Raw genomic sequence first — 24,189 nt, forward strand, 5'->3', positions numbered from 1 at the left:
TAAGGCTAAAAAAATTTTACAAATATATTTTCTTTTTATAAAATTATTCGAATAGTTGATATTAATTTTAAGTTATCAAAAAAAAGTTAGGGGGCGGTGCAGGTCGATGATTAGTCGACCTGCACCGTTAAAACAAGAGGGATTCGAACCTGCCAAGGTTTTCGCACAGACTTTCAGACGAGTTATTAAAAATCGGTTTAATAATAAAATTTGCTATGTCGTGGCTAACATATATCTCTTCACACAAAGGAATAAGCGCGATTTCTATTTTTATTTTTTGCATATTATTTTAATAATTGTCAAAGAGGAAATATTAATTGTAAGCTGATTTTTTTCTTGCATAATATTTATTATTACATCAAATTTTTAATAAAGGCAAAAAGAGTTTTGTGTTTTCAAAGGGGCTTATTATGGCTAAATTTAATTTATTGGTTTGAAAAATTTCTTTTGCCTTACAAATAAAATCCGTATCATCTGTTTCTAAAAGTAAATTTCCTTTTAAGTATTCTTTAATTTTATTTAATTCTACTTTTGACACTTTAATATTTTTTAATTTCTTAAATTCACGCAAAATTATTTTTATTGCTTGATTAATTTTATTAATATTTAATCCAGCACTCACAACCAAAGCTCCTGTTTCATTATAATAATCAATGGAAGAATAAATATAATAAGCCAATCCCCTTTTTTCTCTAATTTCCATAAAAAGCCTTGAACTCATTGTCCCACCTAAAATAACGCTTAAAACTTGATAGACTGTCTTTTGTGGATTATTATATGAAAGATAATCTGATTTTAAACTTAAACATAAATGCGCTTGATCAGTTTCTTTTTTATATAATAAAATCTGCGGTTTTTTTTGTTGATCTTCTACTTTTTTAAATTTTTTTATAGATTTATTTTTAATTTTATTAAATATTTTCTCTACTTCTATAATTACTTGTTCATGTTTTATATCCCCTGCCACACTAATTACCATATTTGAAGGTTGATATAAATCCTTTATATAATTTATAAAATCTTCTCTTTTAATTTTTTCTATAATCTTTTTTTCTCCTAAAGGATCAAACCCTAAATTCTGTTCTTTCCACATTAATTGTTGAATCAAAGTGGAAATATAAGACTGAGGATTATCTAAATACATATTAATTTCCTCAAGAATTACTCCTTTTTCTTTTTCAATTTCTTCTGATTTAATCAGAGAATTTAAAACTAAATCTGAAAGAAATTCAATACCTAATTTGAAATGCTTTTTTGGCACTTTGGTCCAAAAACCCGTGTGATCAATAGAAGTAAAAGCGTTAATTTGTCCACCAACTTTTTCAATTGTTTCTGAAATTTGTTTTGCATTTGGCCTTTTTTTTGTTCCCTTAAAAAACATATGCTCTAAAAAATGTGAAATGCCATTATTATTTTTATTTTCATATCTTGATCCAGCGCCAATTAAAATAATAGAAGCGACAGATTTCATTTCTGGCATTTCACTAGTAATAATTCTCAAACCATTTTTTAAAATTGTTTTTTTAAACATATTCTAATTATTAACCTAGTTTTAATCTATTCTTTCTAATGATTTAATAATATTGGTGCGACAACATCATTATTTTCCACTGGTTTTTTGATGCATTGATAACCTGCATCATGAAACCATTGATCATTTGGATAATTATAATGTTCATCATGATTATTTTTATTTGAAGTTTTAAAATTAGCGCATAATTCATATGTATCTTCTGAAATTATTTTATATTCAACTTTTTCTTTTGTTTTTGGATTTCGTATTTCATTCTCGCTTTGAATAAATCCACCTAATAATAATTCTTCAAAATTTTCTGGCAATTTCTTTTTAGAAAAATAATAAGAATTTATCGCTCTTTTAATATTAAAAATTTTTTCTGCAACCATATAATCTTGTTTTTTATTTCTAGTTTCTTGTGGCGATTCAACAAAAAAAATGCTACTAATTAGCGTTGCTATAATAATTAACAATGCGCCATAAAAATAAATTTGAGAAATTTTACTTTTCGTTTTTTCAACGATTTTCCGTTTAATATCATAAAAATAATAAGAAAAAACAATTCCTGAAATAATAATGGCTGTTATGGTTTTCAAAATAAATTTAATAGATAATTCACCATTTAAAAAATTAAAAATCAATGAAATTAAATAACCAATTATTACCACCGAAGAAGCAAACAAAATAAAATAGGTTAACCATTTTCTAATGCCAGAATTTTTATCTAACAAACCTAAAAATAAATTTTTATTAATTTGCCAAGTCATAATAAAAAAAATTGGCACGCAGACAATAATTGCTGAAATGGCAAGTTTAAGAGCATCTATATCGTATTCGCTATTAAAACTTTCAGTTATATCAACAATATTTTTATTAATAATTTGAAAAATAATTATTCCGATTGATGTAGCCGTAAAACCTAAAGCCACTAAAGACAACATATAAAAAAAGTAAATTTTGCTGAATTGCTTTCTTTTTTTATTAAATCATTTTTTTCTTCCATAAAATTTTATAAATTTCTATGAGTACTATATTGACCTATAGTAAATTAAAAATTAAAACTTAAAATTATTTTATTTTATATTCTTTTCTATCATAAAATTCTTCTTGTTTACCTTCATGCCATTGTTGTATTGGTCTAATATAACCAGTAACTCGGGAATATACTTCACAATTTTTATTACATTGCGGACACTTAAAATGTTCTCCTGCAATATAACCATGGTCAGGACAAACACTGAAAGTTGGAGTAATGGTAAAATATGGCAAATGATAATTTTCAGCAATTCGTTTAACTAATTGCTTAGTTGCTTCAACTGATGGCATTTTTTCTCCAATAAATCCATGAAAAACCGTTCCTCCTGAATATTTACATTGTAATTCATCTTGAAAATCTAAAGCTTCAAAAATATCATCTGTATAATTTACTGGCAAATGGCTAGAATTGGTATAATAAAAAGCTTTTTCTCCTGCAGTAATTATTTTTGGATATTTTTTTTTGTCAATTTTAGCCAAACGATAAGAAGTTCCTTCAGCAGGGACTGCTTCTAAATTGTAAATATTTCCTGTTTCATTTTGAATTTCTTTCAATTTTTCTCGCATAAAATCTAAAATTTCTAAAGCAAATTCTCTCCCCTCTTTACTGGCTATGTCTTTATTTTTGCCTAAAAAATTTAAACAAGCCTCATTAATTCCCAAAGGTCCAATGGTAGAAAAATGATGATCTAAATTTCCTAAATATCTTTTAGTATAAGGAAATAATCCATTATTTAAATTATGAGTAACTACTTTTCTTTTAATTTCTAAAGATTCTTTTGCTAAATCCATTTGTTTGGCTAATCGATCAAAAAAATCTTTTTTATCTTTTGCTAAATAACCAATGCGAGGCATATTAATAGTCACAACTCCCACCGAACCAGTTGATTCGCCAGAACCAAAAAGTCCACCTGTCTTTGCTCTTAATTGATTAAGATTCATTTGTAATCTACAACACATTGATCGAACATCGGTTGGTTTTAATTCACTATTTATAAAATTTTGGAAATATGGTATTCCATATTTGGCTGTCATTTCAAAAAGTAAATTTGTATTTGAAGTATCCCAATTAAAATCTTTAGTAATATTATATGTAGGAATTGGAAATGTAAAAACCCTCCCTTTATTATCCCCTTCTGTGGCTACTTCTATAAAAGCCCTATTTATCATATCCATTTCTTTTTGATAATCCTCATAAGTAGTTTCTTGTAATTTGCCACCAATAATTACTGGATCGTTTTTTAAATCTTCCGGCACAGTCCAATCAAAGGTTAAATTAGTAAATGGCGTATTCCCTGTTATAAAAGTTTTTCCATTTCTTCTTGCAATAAAAGTGCCATTTAAAGTAGTTGGACACCAAACTTTTCCTTTGTATTTTTTCTTTGAAATTTGAGTTATTGAAGTTATATTATTTCTAATAATATTTATAACGTAAACGCCATTTTCTCTTTGTTTAATGGTTGTTCCATAATTAGACAAAACGCATAATTCTTGTAAATCATTTTTATTTTTTTCATCTTTTGTAAATATTCTTATCCTACCTTTAAACTCTCGATGACCATCACCTTTAATATAAGTATGAATAAAAAGTTGGATTTGATCAGCGGAAAGTGTTTTAATTAAAGAAGGTATTTCTTTTTTATTTATTATTTTTCGAATTTTTTTTGAAGATTCTTGATTTAATCTAAATCTTAAAATTATTCCACTATTTAAAAATCCACCATTTTTTTTCATTTCATCCCATTTAAAATTCAATTTTTTTAAACAGGTTCTTATTTCATTACAATTAGCTATATTTTTTTCTGATTGAAATATATAAACTCGATCTCTATCACCATCTGAAAAACTTCCTTCAGAAACAAACCAAGCAATTATTTTTAATAAATTTTCGTCTATTTCTTTTTTTGAAACAGTTATAGATGAATTGGGTATTAAAATTGGCGTTTTAAATTTTAAAGCTTTTTCAATTTCTAATAATTCAAACTCGCCATTATTAAATATTTTTCTGACAATTTTGTGACCAGGTGTTATTAATTGATCTTGTGTTCTATTTTTTAAATTAAATAAATAACCATTATAATCATAAGAACAAACTCTTTCTGGTTTTAAATATTCAATTATTTTTTTTTCTAAATTAAAAGTTGCTATCTTATCTTCTTTTTTAATCTCTAAATATTTTTTCCATCCATTATCTGTTAATGCTTCTGTGTCTTCACTAACACATTGAGTCCCCCATCTAGAAGGTGCGGCAATATTAAACATAAATTTTTGAATATTTTGTTTTACTTCTTTATAAGTTAAATGATCCGCTCGCACAAATGGAGCTAAATAAGTATCAAAAGAACTAAAGGCTTGAGCCCCAGCCCATTCATTTTGTAAAATTCCCCAAAAATTTACCATTTGTCCCAAAACTGTTTCTAAATGTTTGGGTGGCGCGCATTCAATTCGATTTTCAACACCTCCCAATCCTTGCAAAAGTAATTGTCGTAAACTCCAACCAGCACAATAAGCATTTAAACCCATTGATAAATCATGAAGATGTATATCTCCCTCTTTATGAGCTTGAGCAATTTTTGCTGGATAAACATTTTCTAAAAGATAATTAGCAATAACGGACCCAGAAATATGAAGCATCAATCCTCCAAACGAATAACCAATATTGGCATTTTCTTTTACTCTCCAATCTTCTTGTTTTAAATAACCATCCATAATTTTTTCAATATCCATCATTACTCCGCCCATTTCACGCACTTTTTCTTGCTGTTTTCTATATAAAATATAAGCCTTTGCCACTTCAACCAAACCAGCTTTAATTAAAACCTTTTCAACAATGTCTTGGATTTCTTCAACAGTGGGAATATTTTTTGAATCAAATTGATATTCAAGAATGGTTAATACCTTATCAGATAATTTTTTTGACTTTTTTCCATCTTTTCCTTCAATAGCAACAATGGCCTTATAAATGGCTTGAGTAATTTTTTCTTGATCAAATTCAACCATTCTTCCATTCCGCTTCCGAATTTTTTGTATTTTAAATTTTTTTATTTGTTTCATAAAAAATCAACTTATAAAATTACATTATTTTTTTATTTTAATAAATACTTTTTAATATATTTAATAAAAATTATTTTAACATATTCTAAAATTTAAGCAAATTTTAAAATTTTAGCTTATTTTAGCTAAAAATATTTATAATCATTTTTATTAATTTTAATTCTTTTAAATAATTTTTTTAAAAAATTTGCTTAAAAAAATTTGCTTAAATTAATATAATATATATATAATAATAATTATTATTTTTTACAAACTGTGGAAAAAAATTGACAAATTTTAAAAAATTGTTTACTATACAAACTAGTTAAATAATAACGTTCTTTGACATTTGAAATGTGATAGGAATTTACTATTTGTTTCATGTTTGAAAAAACATTGAAATTTACTTAGAGTTTGATCCTGGCTCAGGATGAACGCTAGCGGCGTGTTTAAGGCATGCAAGTCGAACGAACTTTATGTTTTGCACAAGGAAATTTAAATTTTAAAATATAAAATTAAACCAATTCAATTGATTTAATTTTTTTATTTTAAAAAATTATTTAGATTTTCTCGCGCAAAATATAAGGTTAGTGGCAAACGGGTGAGTAACACATTGGTAACATACCCAAAAGAAAGGCATAACTTCGAGAAATCGAGGCTAATTCCTTATAAGGTGCGATAATAATTTTATCGCATTAAAGATTTAGAGCAATCTAAATTGCTTTTGGAGTGGCCTATGGCTCATTAGCCTGTTGGTAAGGTAATGGCTTACCAAAGCTATGATGAGTAACGGGTGTGAGAGCATGACCCGTCTCACTGGGACTGAGACACTGCCCAGACTCCTACGGGAGGCTGCAGTCAAGAATATTTCGCAATGCCCGAAAGGGTGACGAAGCGACGCCGCGTGATCGATGAAGCCCCTCGGGGTGTAAAGATCTTTTATAGAGGAACAAGCTACCGTACCTCACTGTGTTTGGTACGGAATTTTAAATTTTAAATTTTAAATTTTAAATTAATTTTTAATGACTTAATTTTTAAACAAAACAAAAAAATGTTTAGAAATTTTGAAATTAGAAATTTATTGGAAATTGGAAATTAAAAATTGGAAATTCCGCCCGAACGTAGCGAGGTGCGGTGGTTGAGGGTACTTTGTGAATAAGTCACTGCTAATCACGTGCCAGCAGCAGCGGTAATACGTGAGTGACAAGCGTTATCCGGAATCATTGGGCGTAAAGCGTCCGCAGACGTTTTATTAGGTTTTTGGTTAAATCTTGATGCTTAACATCAAAACCGCCAAAAAAACCAATAGAATAGAGGTTGGGAGAGGTAAGCGGAATAGCCGGTGTAGTAGTTAAATGCGTTAATATCGGCTAGAACACCAATAGCGAAGGCAGCTTACTAGAACAATTCTGACGTTCAAGGACTAAAGCGTGGGTAGCGAATGGGATTAGATACCCCAGTAGTCCACGCCGTAAACGATGGATACTAGACATTGGAAGTATCGACCCTTTCAGTGTCGCTATATTTAAGATAACTCCTTAAGTATCCCGCCTGGAGAGTACGATCGCAAGATTAAAACTCAAAGGAATTGACGGGGATCCGCACAAGCGGTGGAGCATGTGGTTTAATTCGACGATACGCGAAAAACCTTACCAAGGTTTGACATCCCTCGAATCCCGGAGAAACTCGGGAGTGCTTGCAAAAGAGCGAGGAGACAGGTGCTGCATGGTTGTCGTCAGCTCGTGCCTTGAGGTGTACGGTTAAGTCCGGTAACGAGCGCAACCCTTATAATGTGTTATATTTTCACATTAAACTGCCCCCGCCCAAGTTTTTGATATATTTTTATCAAAAATTTAGGCGGGGGAGGAAGGTGGGGATGACGTCAAATCAGCATGGCTCTTACGCCTTGGGCCACACACGTGCTACAATGGCCAATACAAAAAGTCGCAATACCGTAAGGTGGAGCAAATCTTATAAAATTGGCCTCAGTTCGGATTGAGGGCTGAAATTCGCCCTCATGAAGTTGGAATCGCTAGTAAATGTTGGTCAGCATACAACATTGAATACGTTCTCGGATCTTGTACACACCGCCCGTCACGCCAAGAGAGTTGGCAATATTTGAACCCCGATGTTATGTCGGGGGAGAGTAAGGCCAATAATAAGGGTGAAGTCGTAACAAGGCATCCGTAGCGGAAGCTGTGGATGGATCACCTCCTTTCAAGGAGAAAATTTCACTAATTAATTTATTAATTAGTGATACAGTCGATTATTTCTTTAATTAGAAATAAAAAAGAAAATCAAAAAATTCCTATCACTTTTTAAATGTCAAAAATAAAAACGTAACAAGTAACATATAATCAGTAACGAGTAATAAAAATTCAAAAATAAAAAATAATCAGTGAATTATAAAAAAAACTTGGTCTAGTTTTACTCACTTATCTTTTATTTTCTTACCATAGAAAATAAGTTTTAACATTCAAAATAAAAAACCTGTCCTTCTTGGGACGGGTTTTTTATTTTTTGTAAATTTATTTTTTTTCTATTTTTTATTTCTTAGTCGAGACCCTACATAAAAGGGACCGTTCCGTTCGGGACCGTTCATAAAGGAACCGTGCACAAAAGGGTAACTCTTTTTTTTATTGCCCTTACTTCTTTTTATATGTTATAAAAATTTGCATTATTTTTTCTTTTTTTTTATAATATCAAAACTGATTGTTTTTTAATTTTCTTGTTTTTTTATTTTTGTGTTTCTTGTTTTTTTATTCCGGGCGCATAGCTCAGCTGGTAGAGCATTTCTCTGATAAGGAAAAGGTCCATGGTTCGAGTCCATGTGCGCCCACCAAGAAAGTTTAAAGTGTAAAATTAAGATTAAAATTTTTAATTTTATAATTTTTTATGCAAGAAACTAGGGTTAATCTTAAACATTTATTAGAAGATATTAGGGATGGTTATTCTCTTACAGTTGAAGAAATTATTTTAACTGAATTAATAGCTAATAGTCTTGATTCAAAAGCTTCTAGAATTGAACTTTTTACAGAACCAGAAAAAATAGTTTTACTATTTGCGACAATGGTAACGGAATGAAACGACAAGCTTTAAAAAATTATCATAATATTGCAGCTACAACTAAAATTCGTGGAAAAGGAATTGGTTTTGCTGGCATTGGCGCTAAATTATCTCTCTTAATTGCTAAATCGGTAATCACTGAAACTAAAGGCGGTTATGGTTCTCATTGTGCTACAACATGGCATTTAATGAATGCTGATAGAGCTCCTTGGAAATTTATTCCTTCTCAAGGAAAAGTAAAAACTTCACGAGGGACTGCAATTACTATTGAATTTTCTGACTTTCAATCCTTTCTTTTAAATTCTGATTTTATTTATAAAAATATTAAAAAACATTTTTATCCTTTATTGCATTCCGTATTTTTTGATTCTATCTTGAAATATGTTTATAAAAAAGAAATAGAATTTTTTATAAATAATGAAAAAATTGAAATAAAAAACTCTAATTTAAAAGAAGCTTTAAAAACTTTCAAAGTTACTCTTGGCAAAGAAGAAAAAAAATTAGCTGGTTTTGGTTTTTTAATTAAATCAAATGAAAATTTTTCTTTAAAAAATTTTGGAATCAGTATTTCCACTTACGGCAAAGTAATTAAACAAGGTTGGGATTGGTTAGGAATTTTCCCAAGGCTTGCTTTTCAAATTTATGGATTAATAGAAATTCCAGCTCTTTCTGAAATTTTAACAACAAACAAAAATGATTTTTTAAAAGATGCCACAAGTTTAAAAAAATATTATTGTTATCGCAAAGCAATTCAAGAAGCAATTTTACCAATTCTTTCTGAATTTGGAGAAGAAATAATTTCCTTTGAAAAAAATTTCAAAAAACTAAAACCTTTAGAAAAAGAAATTGAGAAAATGTTGGAAGATGTTTTAGAAAATTTTCCGGAATTAACACCTCTTGTTGGAATTAAAAAAAATAAAAAAGGAACCCATTTAAAATTAGAAGGTCCTTTAGTAGGTTTTATTGAAAAAGAAACAGAAGAAACAAAAAATACAGAAACAAAAAAACAAAAAAACACTAAAACATTGAAACAAGAAAATAAAGATAAAAAGAAAAAAGCGCCAACATTAACAATTGGTTTTGAAGAAAATCCTTCAAAAATTAGTTTAGCTCGAATGATTGAAAATACTATTTGGATTAATACTAATCATCCAGCTTATCAAAAAGCCAAACAAGAAAATTTAGAACCATATCATATTTTTCTTTCTATTGCTTGGACTTTGTCGCATTTTATTGAAGAAAATCATTCGCCACAAGAATTTATTAGCCAATTTCTTATTTCATGGAGTAAATAGGAGAAAAAAATTAAAAAATCATTTATGAAAAACTTACTTAAAATAGCCGTGGTTTCTTCAGAAACAGATCCTTTTTCTAAAACAGGAGGAATGGCTGATGTGACTCGTTCTCTTTCAAAGGCTTTATTTCGTTTAGGTCATTCTGTAATTATTATTACGCCTTTTTATGAAAAATTAATAGATGAAAAAAAATTCAAACTTAAATGTTTTCAAAAAAATATTCCCTTAAAAATAGACGAACAAAATACTTTAAATATTGATCTATGGAAAGGAGAATTAATGAAAGGATTGACTGTTTATTTTATAGGAAATAAACAGTTTTTTTATTGGAAACATCAAGAAAAAAAATCAATTCAACAGCTTTATGGTTCAAAACGCGAGAATGCTCGTTTTGCACTTTTTGATTTGGCAGCGCTTCAATTATTAAAATTAATTAATTTTAAACCAGATATTGTTCAATGCAATGATTGGCAAACCGGATTAATTCCATATTTTTTAAAGAAAAAATTAAGATTTAAAAGTGATCCATTTTTTAAAAACACAAATACTGTTTATACAATTCACAATCTTGCATTTCAAATGGGACAAAATTGGTGGGAAATTCCTTTAAAAGAAAAAGATAATGGCAAAAATAATTTGCCATTTTTCAATGAACCTAAATTTGAAAATATTAATTTTGCTAAAAGAGGAATTTTACATTCTAATATTATTAATACGGTTAGCGAGCGTTATGCAGAAGAAATTTTAACCCCTCAATTTGGACAAGGAATGCAAAAAATTTTAAATTCAAGAAAAAAAGATTTATATGGCATTGTTAATGGAATTGATTCTATAATTTTCAATCCAGCTGTTGATAAAAATATTTATTTTAATTATGACTGGAAAACTTTTAAAGAAGGAAAAAAACGAAATAAATTAGCTTTACAAAAAGAAACTGGTTTAGAAAAAAATATAGCCATTCCGTTAATTGGAATGGCTAGTCGAGTAACTGAACAAAAAGGATTTAATTTAATCAAAGAAAATTTAATTCATTTGCTTCATTTAAATGCGCAATTTATAATATTAGGAGAAGGAGATAAAAATTATCGTAAATTTTTAGAAAAAACTGCAAAAAAATATCCGCATAAATTTGTTTATTATTCAAAATTTTCTGAAAAAATGGAAAGTAAAATTCATGCTGGTTCAGATGTACATTTAATGCCATCAAAATTTGAACCCTGTGGCACGACTCAATTAAAAAGCCTGCGCTATGGCTCTATTCCAATTGTTCATAAAATAGGAGGCCTTTCAGATACTGTTTTAGATTTTAATCCTCAAACCAAAGAAGGAAATGGTTTTGTTTTTAAAAGACACTGGAAAGAAGATTTATTGATTGCTATCACTAGAGCTTTAGAAAATTATAAACATCAAAAAACATGGGAATATTTAATAGAAAAAGGAATGCGACAATCTTATTCATGGGAATTGCCGGCAAAAAAATATGTAGCATTATTTAAAAAAGCAATGGAGAATAAGTAACCAATAACTCATAACAAGTAACAAGTACAATCCGCAGATGCGGGATAATAAATTACTCGTTACTGATTACTTGTTCCTCTTTATATAGTGCGACTAACATAATCTTTTTAAAATTTTTAAAGAAGAAAAATTTAAAATTTAAATTTTATTTCCTTGTCGCTCGTAAAACTTCTTCAGGAGTGGTAACACCTTCAATAATTTTTTCTATTCCATGTTGCCTCAAAGAAACCATTCCTTTTTCTCTGGCTTTTTTTTGAATTTCAATTGCTGAAGTACGAGAAAGAATAAGCGATCTAATATCATCATTAATAACCAAAATTTCAAAAATTCCCATTTGCCCTTTATATCCAGTAAAATTACAATGAACACATTTTTTCCCTCTTTTAAATTTAATTTCTTTTTGATTTTCTAATTCAAGAGTTTCAATAATTTCTTTGGAAGGTTGATATTCTTCTGTGCAATGCGAACAATTTTTTCGAATTAATTCTTGAGCGATGATTATTAAAACAGATGAAGAAATTAAAAAAGGCTCTACCTTCATATCTACTAAACGAACCAAGGCGCTTGCCGTATCATTTGTATGAATAGTGCTTAAAACCAAATGTCCTGTTATGGCGGTATGCACAGCCATTTCAGCTGTTTCTAAATCACGAATTTCTCCCACCATAATAATATCCGGATCTTGACGCAATAAAAATTTCAATCCTTTAACAAAGGTTAAATTTTCAGTAATTTGAGTTTGTCTAATTAAAGGCAAATGATATTCAATCGGATCTTCTAAAGTAACAATATTTTTTTCTACTGTATTCAAAACATTAAGGATTGAGTATAAGGTAGTTGTTTTCCCGCTACCAGTTGGTCCTGTGACTAAAATTAATCCATTGGGTTTTTTAATCATTGCCTCTACTTGTTTTAATTGAGTAAAATTCATTCCCAATTCTTCTAAATTTAGAAAAATCTTATTAACATTTAATACTCTAATTACCGAACATTCTCCATAAAGAGTGGGAAATATTGAAACTCGTAAATCCAAATCTTGATCTTTTATTCTAATTTGAAAACGTCCATCTTGAGGCATTCTCGTTTCAGTAATATCTAATTGAGATAAAATTTTTATTCGAGCAATTAAAGCAGAAAGTAAATGTGTGGGTTCTTTGGCAATTTCTTTTAAAATCCCGTCAATTCTAAAACGAAAACGAACAAAATCTTTTTCCGGTTCAATATGAATATCGCTCGCTCCCATTTCAATAGCCTTAATAAGATAATCATTAACTAAATTAATAATTATATCTTTTCCTTCAAAATTTTGAGTAATCATAAAAATACCTTTTAGGCGCTAGGTGTTAGGCACTAGATCCTTTAATTTAAAATTTAAAATTTCTTTTTTATGTCCTCAGGAGGAATCGAACCTCCATCTTAAGCTCCGCAAGCTCACGCTCTATCCGTTGAGCTATGAAGACAAAATTAGGTTTTAGATTTTTTGGGTTAGAATTTAAAATTTATAATTTCTTAAATTTTTATTATCCTCCCAAATTGATCAGAAAATGATTCTTCTTCTTGTTCTAAATCTTCTTTTAAATATTTTAATAAAATTTCTCTAATTTTAAGTGGATTTTGATCCTCCAAAGAAATTATAAAATTGGGTTTAATAAAATTTTTAAAGCTAAAATAAAGATTTTTTACTTCTGGAAGTTGATAAATAATCCAAAAATTTTCCAATTCTCTCCAATAATAAAAATTTTCTGATGCTTGGATTCCTTTTTCAGTAATCTGAAATTTTATTAGAATTGGTTTTTTAAAATCAAATAAAATTAAAATTATACTAAATAAAATAATGATAATAGCAAAAAGAAAATTTTTGGTAAAAATTGAAAAAAGTAATAATCCTAATACTGTTGCAAACATTAAAAAATACCATTCTTGAGTTCTTTTGTGTTTTATAAATTCAGGGAAACTCCAAACAATCAAAGCTTTCCCTTTATTTTCTTGAATCATAAAAATAACTTTTAAACACTAAAACCTTTAATTTAAATTTATAATTTATAATTTATAATTTCTTAATTATTTTTACAAACTGCCTTTTGCCCTTTTGCAATAATACGCCATTTTCAGTAATCTCAATTATTTTATTTATATCTTTTATTACGGTGTTGTCCACTTTAATCCCATTTTGTTTAATTAATCTTTTTGCCTCATTTTTACTGCCTGCCATTTTTACCTTAACTAACAAATCTATTATTTTCCAATTCGTTCCGTCGGCTGACGGACGTAATTCGTAATTCGTAATTTCATCAGGTATTTCTTTTTGTTGGATTACTTTTATAAAATGTTTTTCTGCCTTTTTTGCTTCATTTTCATTGTGATAAATTTTTGTAATTTCAAAAGCCAAACGCATTTTTAAATCGCGCGGATTAATTTTATCAATATCAATTTCTTGCTTGATTTCGGCTATTTTATTTAATGATATATCAGTACAAAGTGTAAAATATTTTATAATTAAATTATCAGTCAAAGACATAATTTTGCCATACATCTCTTCGCTTTTTTCCATAAGAGCAATATAATTATTAAGACTTTTACTCATTTTATCTCCACCAGATAGTCCTTCTAATAATGGACAAGTAATAATATCCTGCAACTCTTGATTGTATCTTTTTTGCAACTGCCTACCCATCAACAGGTTAAATTTTTGATCGGTTCCGCCAATTTCTACATCTGCTTTAAGAATAACAGAATCATAACTCTGCAACACAGGATACATAAATTCCTGCAAACTTAAATCAATATCATTTTTTATTCTTTCTTTAAAATCAGCCCTTTGCGCTACCTGCGCATAGGTGACTTTTGACATTAGCGCTACTAAATCATCAAGACTTAATTTAGACAGCCATTTTGAATTATATTTTACCTCTACTTTAGACATATCCAATAACAAACCGGCTTGTTTAACATAACTTTTCATATTAACAACTATTTCTTTATTAGCTAAGGCTTTTCTGGTTATGGAACGACCTGTTGGATCTCCAATGCGAGCGGTAAAATCGCCAATTAAAAAAATTACTTGATGACCCAAATTTTGAAATTCTCTTAATTTCCGCAAAATTACAGCATGACCTAAATGCAAAACCGAACCTGTTGGATCAATGCCAAACTTAATTCTTAATTTTTTACCAGACATTAACTTTTTTTTCAAACTATCCTTTATTAAAACTTCCTCCACGCCTTTGGTTAAAACTTCGTCAATTTTTTTTTCATCAATTATAATTTTTGACATAATTTTATATTTAAAGATTATATTTATATAATAGCAAAATTTTTTATTTTTCCCAAAACAACTAACAATGTGCGTTCGAAAAAATTCGAACAGATTTCGCCCAAAATTTGTAAGGCGGGCGGAATTTTTACCTCATAGCAAACTTGCTTTGCTTCGGGGCACCTTAAACCCCACGGTTGGGCTGTTCTACAAAAAATAAAAATAATTTTGAAAATCCTTCTTTCATAAAGTCTCCCTGATAAGGGAGATTTAGAGGGTTTCTTAATTTCTGAAATCCCCCAACCCCCTTTATCAAGGGGGCTAATTAATTTCCCTAACCATAAGGAAATGCTCCTGCAAATTATTCTTTAATTAGAAATTTGGTAATTAATATTTTTCTAAAAAATAATTTAAACAAAATACAAGAAACAATTGAAAAATATACAAATAATGTAAAATTTATGATGCCATTATTTTAGAACATCCCAACCGTACCTTAAACCCAAAAAGATAAAAAAAGCTAGACACACTTTTATGAACGGTCCCGTAAATTGGTCATGCCGAAAATCTTTTAGCCCCATCATTGCCGAACCTTCTATAACAAGATCAAGCATTTTCATTTCCAATTTCGAAAATTTTTCGTTAGGTGCAAGAGTGTATTCAAAAAGAGCAATTTTACCACCGGGCTTCAAAATTCTAAAAAATTCCAATTTGCGATTAAAATCGGCTGGCGAACCCTTGCAAAGGCCGAGCCAAACTCTTCTTTTACCAACTGGCGGAGAGATAGGGATTCGAACCCTAGAGACCCGTTAAGGCCTAACAGTTTTCAAGACTGTCCCATTCAACCACTCTGGCATCTCTCCTAAAAAGTTAAAAGTGTAAAGTTAAAAGTTATTGTATTCGTTTCGCTCATAAAATTAACTTTTAGCTTTTAAAGTATAGTGGATTTTTTTATAAAGTTCAACCCAATCCTTTACTGAAAGTTCTTGAGCACGAATCATTGGATTAAAATTCAATTCTTCAAAAATTTTTTCCATTGTTTTTTTGCTACGAATTTTTATTTTTTTTAAATTATTTTTTAATTGTTTTCTGCGACTAGAAAATCCAGCTCGAACTAAATCAAAAAAATCTTTTTCTATTTCTATATTAAATTGTTTATTAAGATTTAATTTTATTATCGCCGAATTTACCTTTGGCGCAGGCCAAAAACTATTTTTAGAAACAACGCTAATGATTTTAGGCTGACTGTAAAATTGAACAGAAATTGACAATAAACTCATTTGTCCCGGTTTAGCAATAATTCTTTCAGCTACTTCTTTTTGAATTAATAAAATCATTTCACTGGGTCTTATTAATTCTTCGCTTAAAAATTTTCGCAAAATCGCAGAAGTAATATTATAAGGAACATTTGCCACAATTTTATATTTATTATTTATAATTTTTAATTCTAAATTTTGAATTTTTAAAATGTCTTTATTAATAAGGACTATATTTTTAAAATTTTTTAATTCTTCTTTTAAAGCTACAACCAATCTTTTATCTAATTCCACAGCAATGACTTTTTTAACTCGTCCAGCTAATTCTCGAGTAAGCACTCCAAAACCAGCGCCAATTTCCAAAATTACATCGTCTTTTTTTAATTCAGCCACTTGAATAATTTTATTTAAAATATTCTTGTCAATTAAAAAATTTTGTCCAGCTTGTCGTTGCGGATGAAGCCCATATTTTTCACAAAGCAATTTAACATTTTCCATAATTATTAAAGATTTTGAATAAACAAATTGAGTAAAATTTTTGAATTGATTTGACTCGTTTTTAATTGTATATCTATTTCTAATAATTGCTGATAAATATTTTTTAATTGATCAAAAGAATATTTATTCGCTTGAATAGACGCTTTTTGAATAACAAAAGGATGTAATTTAAGTTGCGTCCGCCAGTTGGCGGATTCATTTTTTAAAGATAAATCCTTAATCTGTAATAAAATTCTAAACTGTCTAATAATCATCGCTAATAAATAATACACTGAATTATTTGTTTTTAATTGATCATTAATCAATTTTAAAGCTAATATTTTATTTTTATTTCCTAGCGCATCAACTAAATTAAAAATATTTTCATTTATTTTTTTTGCAACCAATAAATCTACATCTTCTTTATAAATAACTTCCCCTAATTTATAAGTACAAAGTTTATTAATTTCATTTGACATTCGCCATAAATCGCTACTTACCATAATAATTAAATTTTCTAAGGCTTGATTTTCAATTTTAGCTCCTTGATTTTCTATTCTTTTTTTTACCCAATCTTTTAATTTTATTCCAATTAATATAGAAAATTCCCATGTGAATTTTTCTTTTTTTAATTTTTCAAATATTTTTTTCTTAATATTATTTTTTATATCTATTTTTTCTTTTTCCCAAAAAATTAAAATATTTTCATTTTCTTGATTTAATATATTTAAAATTTTTTCTAAAAATTTATCATTTTGACATTGGCTAAATAAATTTTTTATAATAATCATTCTTTTTTTAGCCAAAAACCCATCTGTTAAAATGGCTTGCTCTAATTTATTTATATCTATTTTTTCTCCTTCAAAAATTAAAATATTTGAATTAGAAAAATCAATTTCTTTTTGAAATTTTTTTATCAATTCTTTTAATTTTTCCTTTGATCGAAAAGAATCTTCTCCATATAAAAAAATAAACATAGTTTTAATAATTTTAAATTTTAAATAAATATTTAAATTTTAATTGTTTTTTTCTCTTGCCATTCCTGAATTTTCTTGTGATTTCCAGATAAAAGAATTTTAGGAACACGCGCTTTTTTACCATTTATTTCAAATATTTCTGGCCGTGTATATTGAGGATATTCCAAAAATCCTTCCTTTGAAAAAGTTTCAACTTTGCTTGATTCATCCTTCCCTAAAACTCCCGGCAATAAACGAGTAATCGCATCAACAATAGCCATTGCAGGAATTTCTCCACCAGTTAATATATAATCGCCAATAGAAATTTTTTCATCAATTAATTTATTTACTCTTTCATCAATTCCTTCATATCGACCACAAATAAAAGTTATTTGATTTAATTGTGATAATCGTTCAGCCATTCTTTGATTAAATTTTTTCCCTTTTGGAGTTAATAAAATAATTTTTTGTTTTGGTGTTTTATGTTTTAATTTAAAATTTTTTAATGTTTGATAAATCGGTTCTATTTTCATCAACATTCCTATTCCACCGCCATAAGGAGTGTCATCAACTGTTTTGTGTTTATCAATAGTGCAATCACGAATATTTAAAAAATTAATTTCTATTATTTTTTCTTTTTGAGCGCGTTTAATAATACTTTCATTAAAATAAGAATTAAATATTTGAGGAAAAATTGTAAGAATGTTGAAAATCATAAAAAATAGTTTTTATCCGACAGCTGACGGATGTTAGCTTTTAGGAAAATCATAAAACAAAAGTCGCGATTAATTATATCGCGACTTTTGTTTTATGTAAACCATGTTAAATGCAAATATTTAACAAAATAAACAATAGAATAATAAATGATTTTTATATTTTAAAATCATCTATTGCATCAGCAGTAGTTACTTTTGCATCGCTTCTTGTGTCTCTTCTAAAAGGACGTTCTGTACCTTCTGGTTGATAAAGTTTTAAATTAACACGGGCATTATTTTTAGCTCCAACAATTCTTAATAAAGTACGAATAGCTTGAATTGTTTGACCAGAGCGTCCAATAATTTGTCCGGTATCTTCAACATCAACTTTTAAGGTAAGTAAAACACCCATTTCATCAACTGTTCTTTCTACTGTGACCGCTTCCGGCTTATTTACTAAAGACTTAACAATCATTTCTATAAATGCTTGGTCTGCTTGTGTTGTCATATTTTTCCTTAAAAATCTAAACTTATTTAATAAGTTTAGATAATTTTACATTTAATCAATAAACAGCTACGCTAACTGTCGACCTTTGTTAAAATAAACCAGTTTCGCCATTTATTTTTTTCTTAATTTAATTTTATTTTCTATAATTTTTATTATAGAGAATTTAAAAAATTTGTCAAAATTAAATATCAAATGTGGAAAAAAAATTGCTTTAAATATTTATTATTGTTATAATAATTTTACTTAATTTATTTGTTTATTTTTTTATGCTTAAATTACCAACTTTATTGGAATTATTAGAAGCAGGAGTTCATTTTGGACATCAAACTTCTAAAAGATATCCTAAAACAAAGCCTTATATTTTTGGAATCCGTAGCGGAATACATATTATTAATTTGGAAAAAACTGTTGAAAAATTAAAAGAAGCTTTAGATTTTATAAAAGAAATTTCTGCAAAAAACGGAACAATTCTTTTTTTAGGAACCAAAAAACAAGCTAAAGATATTGTTAAAAAAGCAGCGTTAGAAGTTAATATGCCATATATAACAGAAAGATGGTTAGGTGGAACTTTTACTAATTTAGATACTATTATAAAAAATATAAAAAAAATGAAAAAAATGGAAGAAGAAAAAGAAAAAGGAGAATTTAAAAAATATACAAAAAAAGAACAATTAAAATTTGAAAAAGAAATTGAAAAATTAAAAAGATTATTTGATGGATTAAGAGAATTAAATAAATTGCCAGAAGCAATTTTTATTATTGGAATTAATGAAGAAGAAACAGCGGAAAAAGAAGCTAAAAAGAAAAATGTTCCTATTGTTGCCATTATAGACACTAATACTAAACCTCAAAATGTGGCTTATCCAATCCCAGCCAATGACGATGGAATTAAATCAATTAAAATGATGGTTAATTTAGTCGTTGAAGCGATTAAAGAGGGAAAAAGCGTGACTAAAAATGAACAATCAACAAATAGCAGTGAAAATTTAAAAGCAAACAATGAAAAAGTGTAAAATAGGTTTTAATTTAAAATTTTTTATTTATTTTTATGTTAAATTTAATTAAACAATTAAGAGAGCGGACTGGGCTGGGAATAATGGATTGTAAAAAAGCCATTGAAGAAAGTAAAGGAGCTATAGAAAAAGCCATTGAATTTTTAAGAAAAGCCGGAACAATAAAAGCGGCCAAAAAAGCAGAAAGAGAAACAAAAGAAGGTTTAATTGATTCTTACATTCATCCAGGTGGAAGAATTGGCGTTTTGGTTAAAGTAAATTGCGAGACAGATTTTGTCGCGCGTAATGAAGAATTTAAAACTTTGGTTCATGATATTGCTATTCAAATAGCAGCCAACGATCCTCAATATTTAAAACCTGAAGATGTATCTGAAGAAATAAAAGAAAAAGAAAAAGAAATTTATAAAGAACAATTAAAAAAAGAAGGGAAGCCAGAAGCGATTATAGAAAAAATTTTGCAAGGAAAATTACAAAAAATGTATAAAGAAATTTGTTTGACAAAACAATCTTTTTTTAAAGAAGAAAAAATAACAGTTGAGGAATTAATTAATCAAACCATTTCTAAATTAGGTGAAAATATTCAAATAGCAGAATTTGTGAGATACAAATTATAAACTCAAAACGCAAAACTCAAAATAAAAAAATACGAAATTACATTTTCGTATTTTTTTATTTAATTAAAAGTGATATAATTAAATATTATGAGAAATATTTTAATCATTATTATTTTTGGTTTTTTGGTTTATGGTTTTTCATTATCAAATAATTTTGTTTGGGACGATGAAGAACAAGTGGTTAATAATCAAGTGATTCACAGTTTTGCTAATTTTCCAAAATTTTTTCAAGGTAGCACTTTTAATGCCGGTGGTGCAAATGGTTTAAATGGACTTTATTATAAACCCTTAATGACCTCGGGTTTTTCGGCAGTTTATTCATTATTTGGACCCAATCCATTCTTTTTTCATTTGCTGTCTTTACTTTTTCATATTAGTAACGCCATTCTTATTTTTTTAATTTTTTCTCGATTTTTTTCAAACCCAATCGCTCTTTTTTGTTCATTAATATTTTTAATTCATCCGATAAATGTTGAGGCTGTTGTCTATATTTCTAGTCTTCAAGAGGTAATGTTTTTATTTTTTGGATTATTGAGTTTTTATTTTGTTTTTAAAAAAAAGATGCCTATTTTAATCGGGATCTTTTTTTTATTGGCATTATTTTCAAAAGAAACAGCAATTGGATTTTTTCTCTTAATTCCATTGTATTTTATAATGTGTGAAAAATGGAAATCTTTTAATAATAAAACAATATTTTATCTTTTATTTTCTTTGGCAATCTATTTATTTTTACGGATTAAATTAGCGGAAGTTTTATTTCAAAAACATGATTTATCACCCATTTCAAGAATGGATTTTTTTGAACGATTAATTTCTATTCCAAAAATAATATTTTTTTATATTAAAACTTTTTTCTATCCTGTCTATTTAGGGATTAGCCAGCATTGGGCAGTGCAAACATTTGATTTTCAAAATTTCTGGAGACCATTATTGATGATAGCCGGATTTTTTTTATTACTAATAATGGGATTTGTCTATTTATTAAAGAAAAAAGATCCAATGACAATGATTTATAGTTTTTTCTTTTTGTGGTTTCTAATCGGATTAGGAATGCATTCTCAAATAGTTTCTTTGGATATGACAGTGGCTGATCGTTGGTTTTATTTTTCAATTATTGGATTATTAGGGATGATTGGAGTGATGCTGTCAAAAATTAAAAAAAATAAAAAAATAATTTTAATTGTTGGAATTATTATTCTTCTTTTATTTTCAATCAGAAGTTTTATTAGAACTTTAGATTGGAAAAATGGTTTGACTCTTTATTCAAAAGATATAAAAATAGTCACAGGAAGTTTTGATTTGGAAAATAATTTAGGAGTGGAACTTTATCGAAACAAAAATTACAAAGATGCAAAAATTCATTTTCAAAAATCAACAGAAATTGCACCTTTTTGGTGGACCAATTGGAATAATTTGGGAGTCAGCTTTGAGGATGAAAAAAATTATTCAAAAGCGGCTGATTGTTATCAAAAAGCAATTGATAATGGTCAATATTTTTTGGCTTATGAAAATTTGGCAAAGCTGTTAGTTTTTTATGGGAAAGATCAAAAAATGGCTGGCGAATTTTTACAAACAGCTCTAAAATTATTTCCAATGAATAATAATTTATTACAAATAGACACTTTTTATCATCAATTAAATCAGTCAAATTTGAATCAGGAAAGCAATTAAAATTGCTTGACAGAAAGGTTTGATAGTGTAAAATATAATTAAATTTTAATTTTATTATATTTATTTTATGAAAAAAATACGAATTGCAATAAATGGATTTGGTCGGATTGGTCGGCCCAGTCTAAAAATTATTTTAGATCATCCAGAATTGGAAATTGTCGCCATTAATGATTTAACTGATGTAAAAACATTGGCTCATCTTTTGAAATATGATTCTATTTATGGAATTTATGAAAAAAATGTTGGTTTTCAAGAGTTAGACAAAGAAAAAAGTGTCGGCAGTTTAATTATAGATAATAAAGAAATTCTTATTTTTGCTGAAAAAGATCCAGAAAAATTACCATGGAAGCAATTAGAAATCGACGTTGTTTTAGAATGCACAGGATTTTTTACAGAAAAAGAAGGCGCAGAAAAACATTTAAAAGCCGGGGCAAAAAAAGTAGTTATTAGCGCTCCTTCAAAAAGTTTAGAAATTCCAACTTTTGTTTTGGGAGTAAATGAAGAAAAATATAATTCAGAAACAGATCATATTATTTCTAATGCTTCCTGTACAACAAACTGTTTAGCACCAATTGTTAAGGTTTTAAATGATAATTTTGAAATCAAAAATGGATTTATGACCACTGTTCATTCTTATACCAATGATCAACGAATTTTAGATTTACCACATGAAGATTTACGACGTAGCCGAGCCGCAGCAATGTCAATTATTCCCACAACCACTGGAGCAGCTAAAACAGTAACAAAAATAATTCCAGAATTAAATGGGAAAATTGACGGCATTGCCATGCGTGTTCCAACATCAAACGTTTCAATTGTTGATTTTGTTTGTAATGTCTCAAAAAAAACAAATTCATCAGAAGTGATAGAAGCATTTAAAAAAGCGTCTAAAGAAAAAATGAAAAATATTCTTGCTGTTTGTGATGAACCCTTGGTTTCAGTTGATTATAAAAAAAATTCTAATTCAGCTATTGTGGATTTACCAATGTTAATGGTTAAAGACGATCTAATCAAAGTTGTTGCTTGGTATGACAATGAATGGGGATATAGTTGCCGATTTGTAGAAATGGCAAAATATATTGGAAATTTATTAACTCTCTAATTATTTATAATTTATATTATGTCTTTAAAATCTATTATTGAAAGTCTTTTTTTTGTTTCTAATAAACCTTTTTCTATAAAAAAACTCTCTCAAATTTTAAAAATAGAAGAAGAAAAGATTAAAGAAAAAATTCAAGAATTAATAAAAGAATATGATAATCCTGATAAAGGAATTACTATTATTAAAAAAGAATCGGAATATCAAATGGCAACCAATCCTCAAAATACCACAATAATTCAAAATTTTTTAAAAGAAGAAACAATGGGAGAATTAACTAAACCATCATTAGAAACATTAGCTATTATTGCTTATCGAGGACCTATTACTAAACCAGAATTAGAACAAATTAGAGGAATTAATTGCAGTTTAATTTTAAGAAATTTATTAATTAAAGGATTAATTGAAACTCGCGAAAATACGAAATTAAATCAAATTTCATATATAATTACTTTTGATTTTATGCGTTATTTAGGAATTAATGATATTAAAAATCTCCCTGATTATGAAAAACTTTCTAAAAATAAAAGTTTGGATGATTTTTTAAAAAATTAAAATTCCATTATTATGAAAATAATTGTTGGTTTAGGAAATCCGGGAAAAGAATATGAAAAAACTCGTCATAATTGTGGATTTATGGCAATTTATAATTTGCAAAAAACCTTAAATGAAAATTTTGATAATTTTAAATTTAATAAAAAATTTGACGCTTTAATTTCACAAGGAGATTTTAATAAAGAAAAAATTGTTTTAGCTATGCCTCAAACTTTTATGAATAATTCTGGAAAATCAGTCAGCGCTTTAATGAATTATTATAAATTAAATTCTTCAGATTTATTTATTATTAACGATGATATTGATTTACCTATAATAAAAATTAAAATTAGTAAAAATATTAATTCCGCTGGTCATAAGGGTGTTCAATCTATTATTGATTATTTAGAAACAAAGGCTTTTATTAGATTTAGAATCGGAATAAAACCAATTCATATATACAACACAAAAGAATTTGTTTTACAGGAATTTACTAAAGAACAAGAGAAAAATATTTCTGAAAATTTAGAAAAAATTACTCTAGCTATTAAAATGACTTTGAAAGAAGGAATAAATAATGCAATGAATAAATATAATTAATAAAAAAAATAAAAAAACGTTCCAATGACCATCGGAACGTTTTTTTATTT

20 protein-coding genes, 3 tRNA genes and 1 rRNA gene are annotated in these 24,189 nt (G+C 27.6%); 11 read left to right on the forward strand and 13 right to left on the reverse strand.

The window, feature by feature from the left end:
• Nucleotides 1–358: 358 nt before the first annotated feature.
• The 3 genes from CVV26_01035 to CVV26_01045 all read right to left on the reverse strand — a co-directional run bounded on the left by CVV26_01035 (nucleotide 359) and on the right by CVV26_01045 (nucleotide 5,605).
• Nucleotides 359–1,531 carry a hypothetical protein gene (locus tag CVV26_01035; protein ID PKL72581.1) on the reverse strand — a complete coding sequence of 391 codons (1,173 nt, stop codon included), beginning with the start codon at nucleotides 1,529–1,531 and terminating at the stop codon, nucleotides 359–361.
• Between the two features lie 35 nt (nucleotides 1,532–1,566).
• Entirely contained in the window at nucleotides 1,567–2,457 is an 891-nt protein-coding gene (locus tag CVV26_01040) for a hypothetical protein (GenBank protein ID PKL72582.1), read from the reverse strand.
• A 127-nt stretch (nucleotides 2,458–2,584) separates the two neighbouring features.
• Complete coding sequence (locus tag CVV26_01045; GenBank protein PKL72583.1) at nucleotides 2,585–5,605, reverse strand: ribonucleoside triphosphate reductase; 3,021 nt, start codon at nucleotides 5,603–5,605, stop codon at nucleotides 2,585–2,587.
• Nucleotides 5,606–5,990: 385 nt separating this feature from the next.
• Here CVV26_01045 and CVV26_01050 point away from each other — a divergent pair.
• From CVV26_01050 to CVV26_01070, 5 genes are all read left to right on the forward strand, one after another.
• A 16S ribosomal RNA gene (locus CVV26_01050) occupies nucleotides 5,991–7,803 on the forward strand.
• A gap of 547 nt (nucleotides 7,804–8,350) precedes the next feature.
• Nucleotides 8,351–8,426, forward strand: a tRNA-Ile gene (locus CVV26_01055).
• Between the two features lie 53 nt (nucleotides 8,427–8,479).
• Nucleotides 8,480–8,668 carry a hypothetical protein gene (locus CVV26_01060; GenBank protein ID PKL72584.1) on the forward strand — a complete coding sequence of 63 codons (189 nt, stop codon included), beginning with the start codon at nucleotides 8,480–8,482 and terminating at the stop codon, nucleotides 8,666–8,668.
• On the forward strand, nucleotides 8,665–9,945 hold the full coding sequence (locus CVV26_01065) for a hypothetical protein (GenBank protein ID PKL72585.1): 1,281 nt from the start codon (nucleotides 8,665–8,667) through the stop codon (nucleotides 9,943–9,945). Before CVV26_01060 ends, CVV26_01065 begins: the two co-directional genes overlap by 4 nt.
• A gap of 24 nt (nucleotides 9,946–9,969) precedes the next feature.
• Nucleotides 9,970–11,463: a starch synthase gene (locus tag CVV26_01070; GenBank protein PKL72586.1), complete on the forward strand. Its 1,494-nt coding sequence runs from the start codon at nucleotides 9,970–9,972 to the stop codon at nucleotides 11,461–11,463.
• A gap of 145 nt (nucleotides 11,464–11,608) precedes the next feature.
• Here the strand turns inward: CVV26_01070 and CVV26_01075 are convergent, their stop codons facing one another.
• The 10 genes from CVV26_01075 to CVV26_01120 all read right to left on the reverse strand — a co-directional run bounded on the left by CVV26_01075 (nucleotide 11,609) and on the right by CVV26_01120 (nucleotide 18,608).
• Nucleotides 11,609–12,781, reverse strand: a complete 1,173-nt coding sequence (locus tag CVV26_01075) for a hypothetical protein (GenBank protein ID PKL72587.1) — start codon at nucleotides 12,779–12,781, stop codon at nucleotides 11,609–11,611.
• Nucleotides 12,782–12,851: 70 nt separating this feature from the next.
• Nucleotides 12,852–12,923, reverse strand: a tRNA-Arg gene (locus CVV26_01080).
• A gap of 49 nt (nucleotides 12,924–12,972) precedes the next feature.
• Nucleotides 12,973–13,458, reverse strand: a complete 486-nt coding sequence (locus CVV26_01085; protein PKL72588.1) for a hypothetical protein — start codon at nucleotides 13,456–13,458, stop codon at nucleotides 12,973–12,975.
• 52 nt (nucleotides 13,459–13,510) lie between these two features.
• Entirely contained in the window at nucleotides 13,511–14,737 is a 1,227-nt protein-coding gene (locus tag CVV26_01090; protein PKL72589.1) for a tyrosine--tRNA ligase, read from the reverse strand.
• 449 nt (nucleotides 14,738–15,186) lie between these two features.
• Nucleotides 15,187–15,408: a hypothetical protein gene (locus CVV26_01095; protein PKL72590.1), complete on the reverse strand. Its 222-nt coding sequence runs from the start codon at nucleotides 15,406–15,408 to the stop codon at nucleotides 15,187–15,189.
• A gap of 81 nt (nucleotides 15,409–15,489) precedes the next feature.
• Nucleotides 15,490–15,579, reverse strand: a tRNA-Ser gene (locus CVV26_01100).
• Nucleotides 15,580–15,633: 54 nt separating this feature from the next.
• Nucleotides 15,634–16,470 carry a ribosomal RNA small subunit methyltransferase A gene (gene rsmA, locus CVV26_01105; protein ID PKL72591.1) on the reverse strand — a complete coding sequence of 279 codons (837 nt, stop codon included), beginning with the start codon at nucleotides 16,468–16,470 and terminating at the stop codon, nucleotides 15,634–15,636.
• Nucleotides 16,471–16,475: 5 nt separating this feature from the next.
• Nucleotides 16,476–17,426 carry a DNA polymerase III subunit delta gene (gene holA, locus CVV26_01110; protein ID PKL72592.1) on the reverse strand — a complete coding sequence of 317 codons (951 nt, stop codon included), beginning with the start codon at nucleotides 17,424–17,426 and terminating at the stop codon, nucleotides 16,476–16,478.
• Nucleotides 17,427–17,458: 32 nt separating this feature from the next.
• A complete protein-coding gene (locus tag CVV26_01115; GenBank protein PKL72593.1) occupies nucleotides 17,459–18,121 on the reverse strand; it encodes a tRNA (guanosine(37)-N1)-methyltransferase TrmD in 663 nt (220 codons plus the stop codon).
• A 154-nt stretch (nucleotides 18,122–18,275) separates the two neighbouring features.
• Nucleotides 18,276–18,608 carry an RNA-binding protein gene (locus CVV26_01120; GenBank protein ID PKL72594.1) on the reverse strand — a complete coding sequence of 111 codons (333 nt, stop codon included), beginning with the start codon at nucleotides 18,606–18,608 and terminating at the stop codon, nucleotides 18,276–18,278.
• Between the two features lie 266 nt (nucleotides 18,609–18,874).
• On the opposite strand from CVV26_01120, the gene rpsB reads away from it, so the two are divergent.
• The 6 genes from rpsB to CVV26_01150 all read left to right on the forward strand — a co-directional run bounded on the left by rpsB (nucleotide 18,875) and on the right by CVV26_01150 (nucleotide 24,139).
• Complete coding sequence (gene rpsB / locus CVV26_01125) at nucleotides 18,875–19,621, forward strand: 30S ribosomal protein S2 (protein PKL72595.1); 747 nt, start codon at nucleotides 18,875–18,877, stop codon at nucleotides 19,619–19,621.
• A gap of 35 nt (nucleotides 19,622–19,656) precedes the next feature.
• Complete coding sequence (tsf, locus tag CVV26_01130; protein PKL72596.1) at nucleotides 19,657–20,235, forward strand: translation elongation factor Ts; 579 nt, start codon at nucleotides 19,657–19,659, stop codon at nucleotides 20,233–20,235.
• Nucleotides 20,236–20,322: 87 nt separating this feature from the next.
• Nucleotides 20,323–21,906, forward strand: coding sequence for a hypothetical protein (locus CVV26_01135; GenBank protein PKL72597.1), 1,584 nt, complete (start codon nucleotides 20,323–20,325; stop codon nucleotides 21,904–21,906).
• Between the two features lie 67 nt (nucleotides 21,907–21,973).
• The gene (gene gap / locus CVV26_01140) at nucleotides 21,974–23,008 is read left to right on the forward strand and encodes a type I glyceraldehyde-3-phosphate dehydrogenase (protein ID PKL72598.1); all 1,035 of its coding nucleotides are present in this window, start codon (nucleotides 21,974–21,976) and stop codon (nucleotides 23,006–23,008) included.
• 18 nt (nucleotides 23,009–23,026) lie between these two features.
• A complete protein-coding gene (scpB, locus tag CVV26_01145; protein ID PKL72599.1) occupies nucleotides 23,027–23,560 on the forward strand; it encodes an SMC-Scp complex subunit ScpB in 534 nt (177 codons plus the stop codon).
• A gap of 12 nt (nucleotides 23,561–23,572) precedes the next feature.
• Nucleotides 23,573–24,139, forward strand: a complete 567-nt coding sequence (locus CVV26_01150) for an aminoacyl-tRNA hydrolase (protein PKL72600.1) — start codon at nucleotides 23,573–23,575, stop codon at nucleotides 24,137–24,139.
• Nucleotides 24,140–24,189 lie beyond the last annotated feature (50 nt).

This window comes from Candidatus Kuenenbacteria bacterium HGW-Kuenenbacteria-1 (genome assembly GCA_002839745.1).
Lineage (GTDB): Bacteria > Patescibacteriota > Patescibacteriia > UBA2591 > PGYQ01 > PGYQ01.

Coding starts and splice junctions, on each gene's coding strand:
- rpsB (PKL72595.1), top strand. CDS start 18,875: ATGCTTAAATTACCAACTTTATTGGAATTATTAGAAGCAGGAGTTCAT.
- CVV26_01060 (PKL72584.1), top strand. CDS start 8,480: ATGCAAGAAACTAGGGTTAATCTTAAACATTTATTAGAAGATATTAGG.
- CVV26_01075 (PKL72587.1), bottom strand. CDS start 12,781: ATGATTACTCAAAATTTTGAAGGAAAAGATATAATTATTAATTTAGTT.
- CVV26_01070 (PKL72586.1), top strand. CDS start 9,970: ATGAAAAACTTACTTAAAATAGCCGTGGTTTCTTCAGAAACAGATCCT.
- CVV26_01065 (PKL72585.1), top strand. CDS start 8,665: ATGAAACGACAAGCTTTAAAAAATTATCATAATATTGCAGCTACAACT.
- CVV26_01115 (PKL72593.1), bottom strand. CDS start 18,121: ATGATTTTCAACATTCTTACAATTTTTCCTCAAATATTTAATTCTTAT.
- CVV26_01120 (PKL72594.1), bottom strand. CDS start 18,608: ATGACAACACAAGCAGACCAAGCATTTATAGAAATGATTGTTAAGTCT.
- scpB (PKL72599.1), top strand. CDS start 23,027: ATGTCTTTAAAATCTATTATTGAAAGTCTTTTTTTTGTTTCTAATAAA.
- holA (PKL72592.1), bottom strand. CDS start 17,426: ATGTTTATTTTTTTATATGGAGAAGATTCTTTTCGATCAAAGGAAAAA.
- CVV26_01085 (PKL72588.1), bottom strand. CDS start 13,458: ATGATTCAAGAAAATAAAGGGAAAGCTTTGATTGTTTGGAGTTTCCCT.
- tsf (PKL72596.1), top strand. CDS start 19,657: ATGTTAAATTTAATTAAACAATTAAGAGAGCGGACTGGGCTGGGAATA.
- CVV26_01035 (PKL72581.1), bottom strand. CDS start 1,531: ATGTTTAAAAAAACAATTTTAAAAAATGGTTTGAGAATTATTACTAGT.
- gap (PKL72598.1), top strand. CDS start 21,974: ATGAAAAAAATACGAATTGCAATAAATGGATTTGGTCGGATTGGTCGG.
- CVV26_01150 (PKL72600.1), top strand. CDS start 23,573: ATGAAAATAATTGTTGGTTTAGGAAATCCGGGAAAAGAATATGAAAAA.
- CVV26_01040 (PKL72582.1), bottom strand. CDS start 2,457: ATGTTGTCTTTAGTGGCTTTAGGTTTTACGGCTACATCAATCGGAATA.
- CVV26_01090 (PKL72589.1), bottom strand. CDS start 14,737: ATGTCAAAAATTATAATTGATGAAAAAAAAATTGACGAAGTTTTAACC.
- CVV26_01045 (PKL72583.1), bottom strand. CDS start 5,605: ATGAAACAAATAAAAAAATTTAAAATACAAAAAATTCGGAAGCGGAAT.
- rsmA (PKL72591.1), bottom strand. CDS start 16,470: ATGGAAAATGTTAAATTGCTTTGTGAAAAATATGGGCTTCATCCGCAA.
- CVV26_01135 (PKL72597.1), top strand. CDS start 20,323: ATGAGAAATATTTTAATCATTATTATTTTTGGTTTTTTGGTTTATGGT.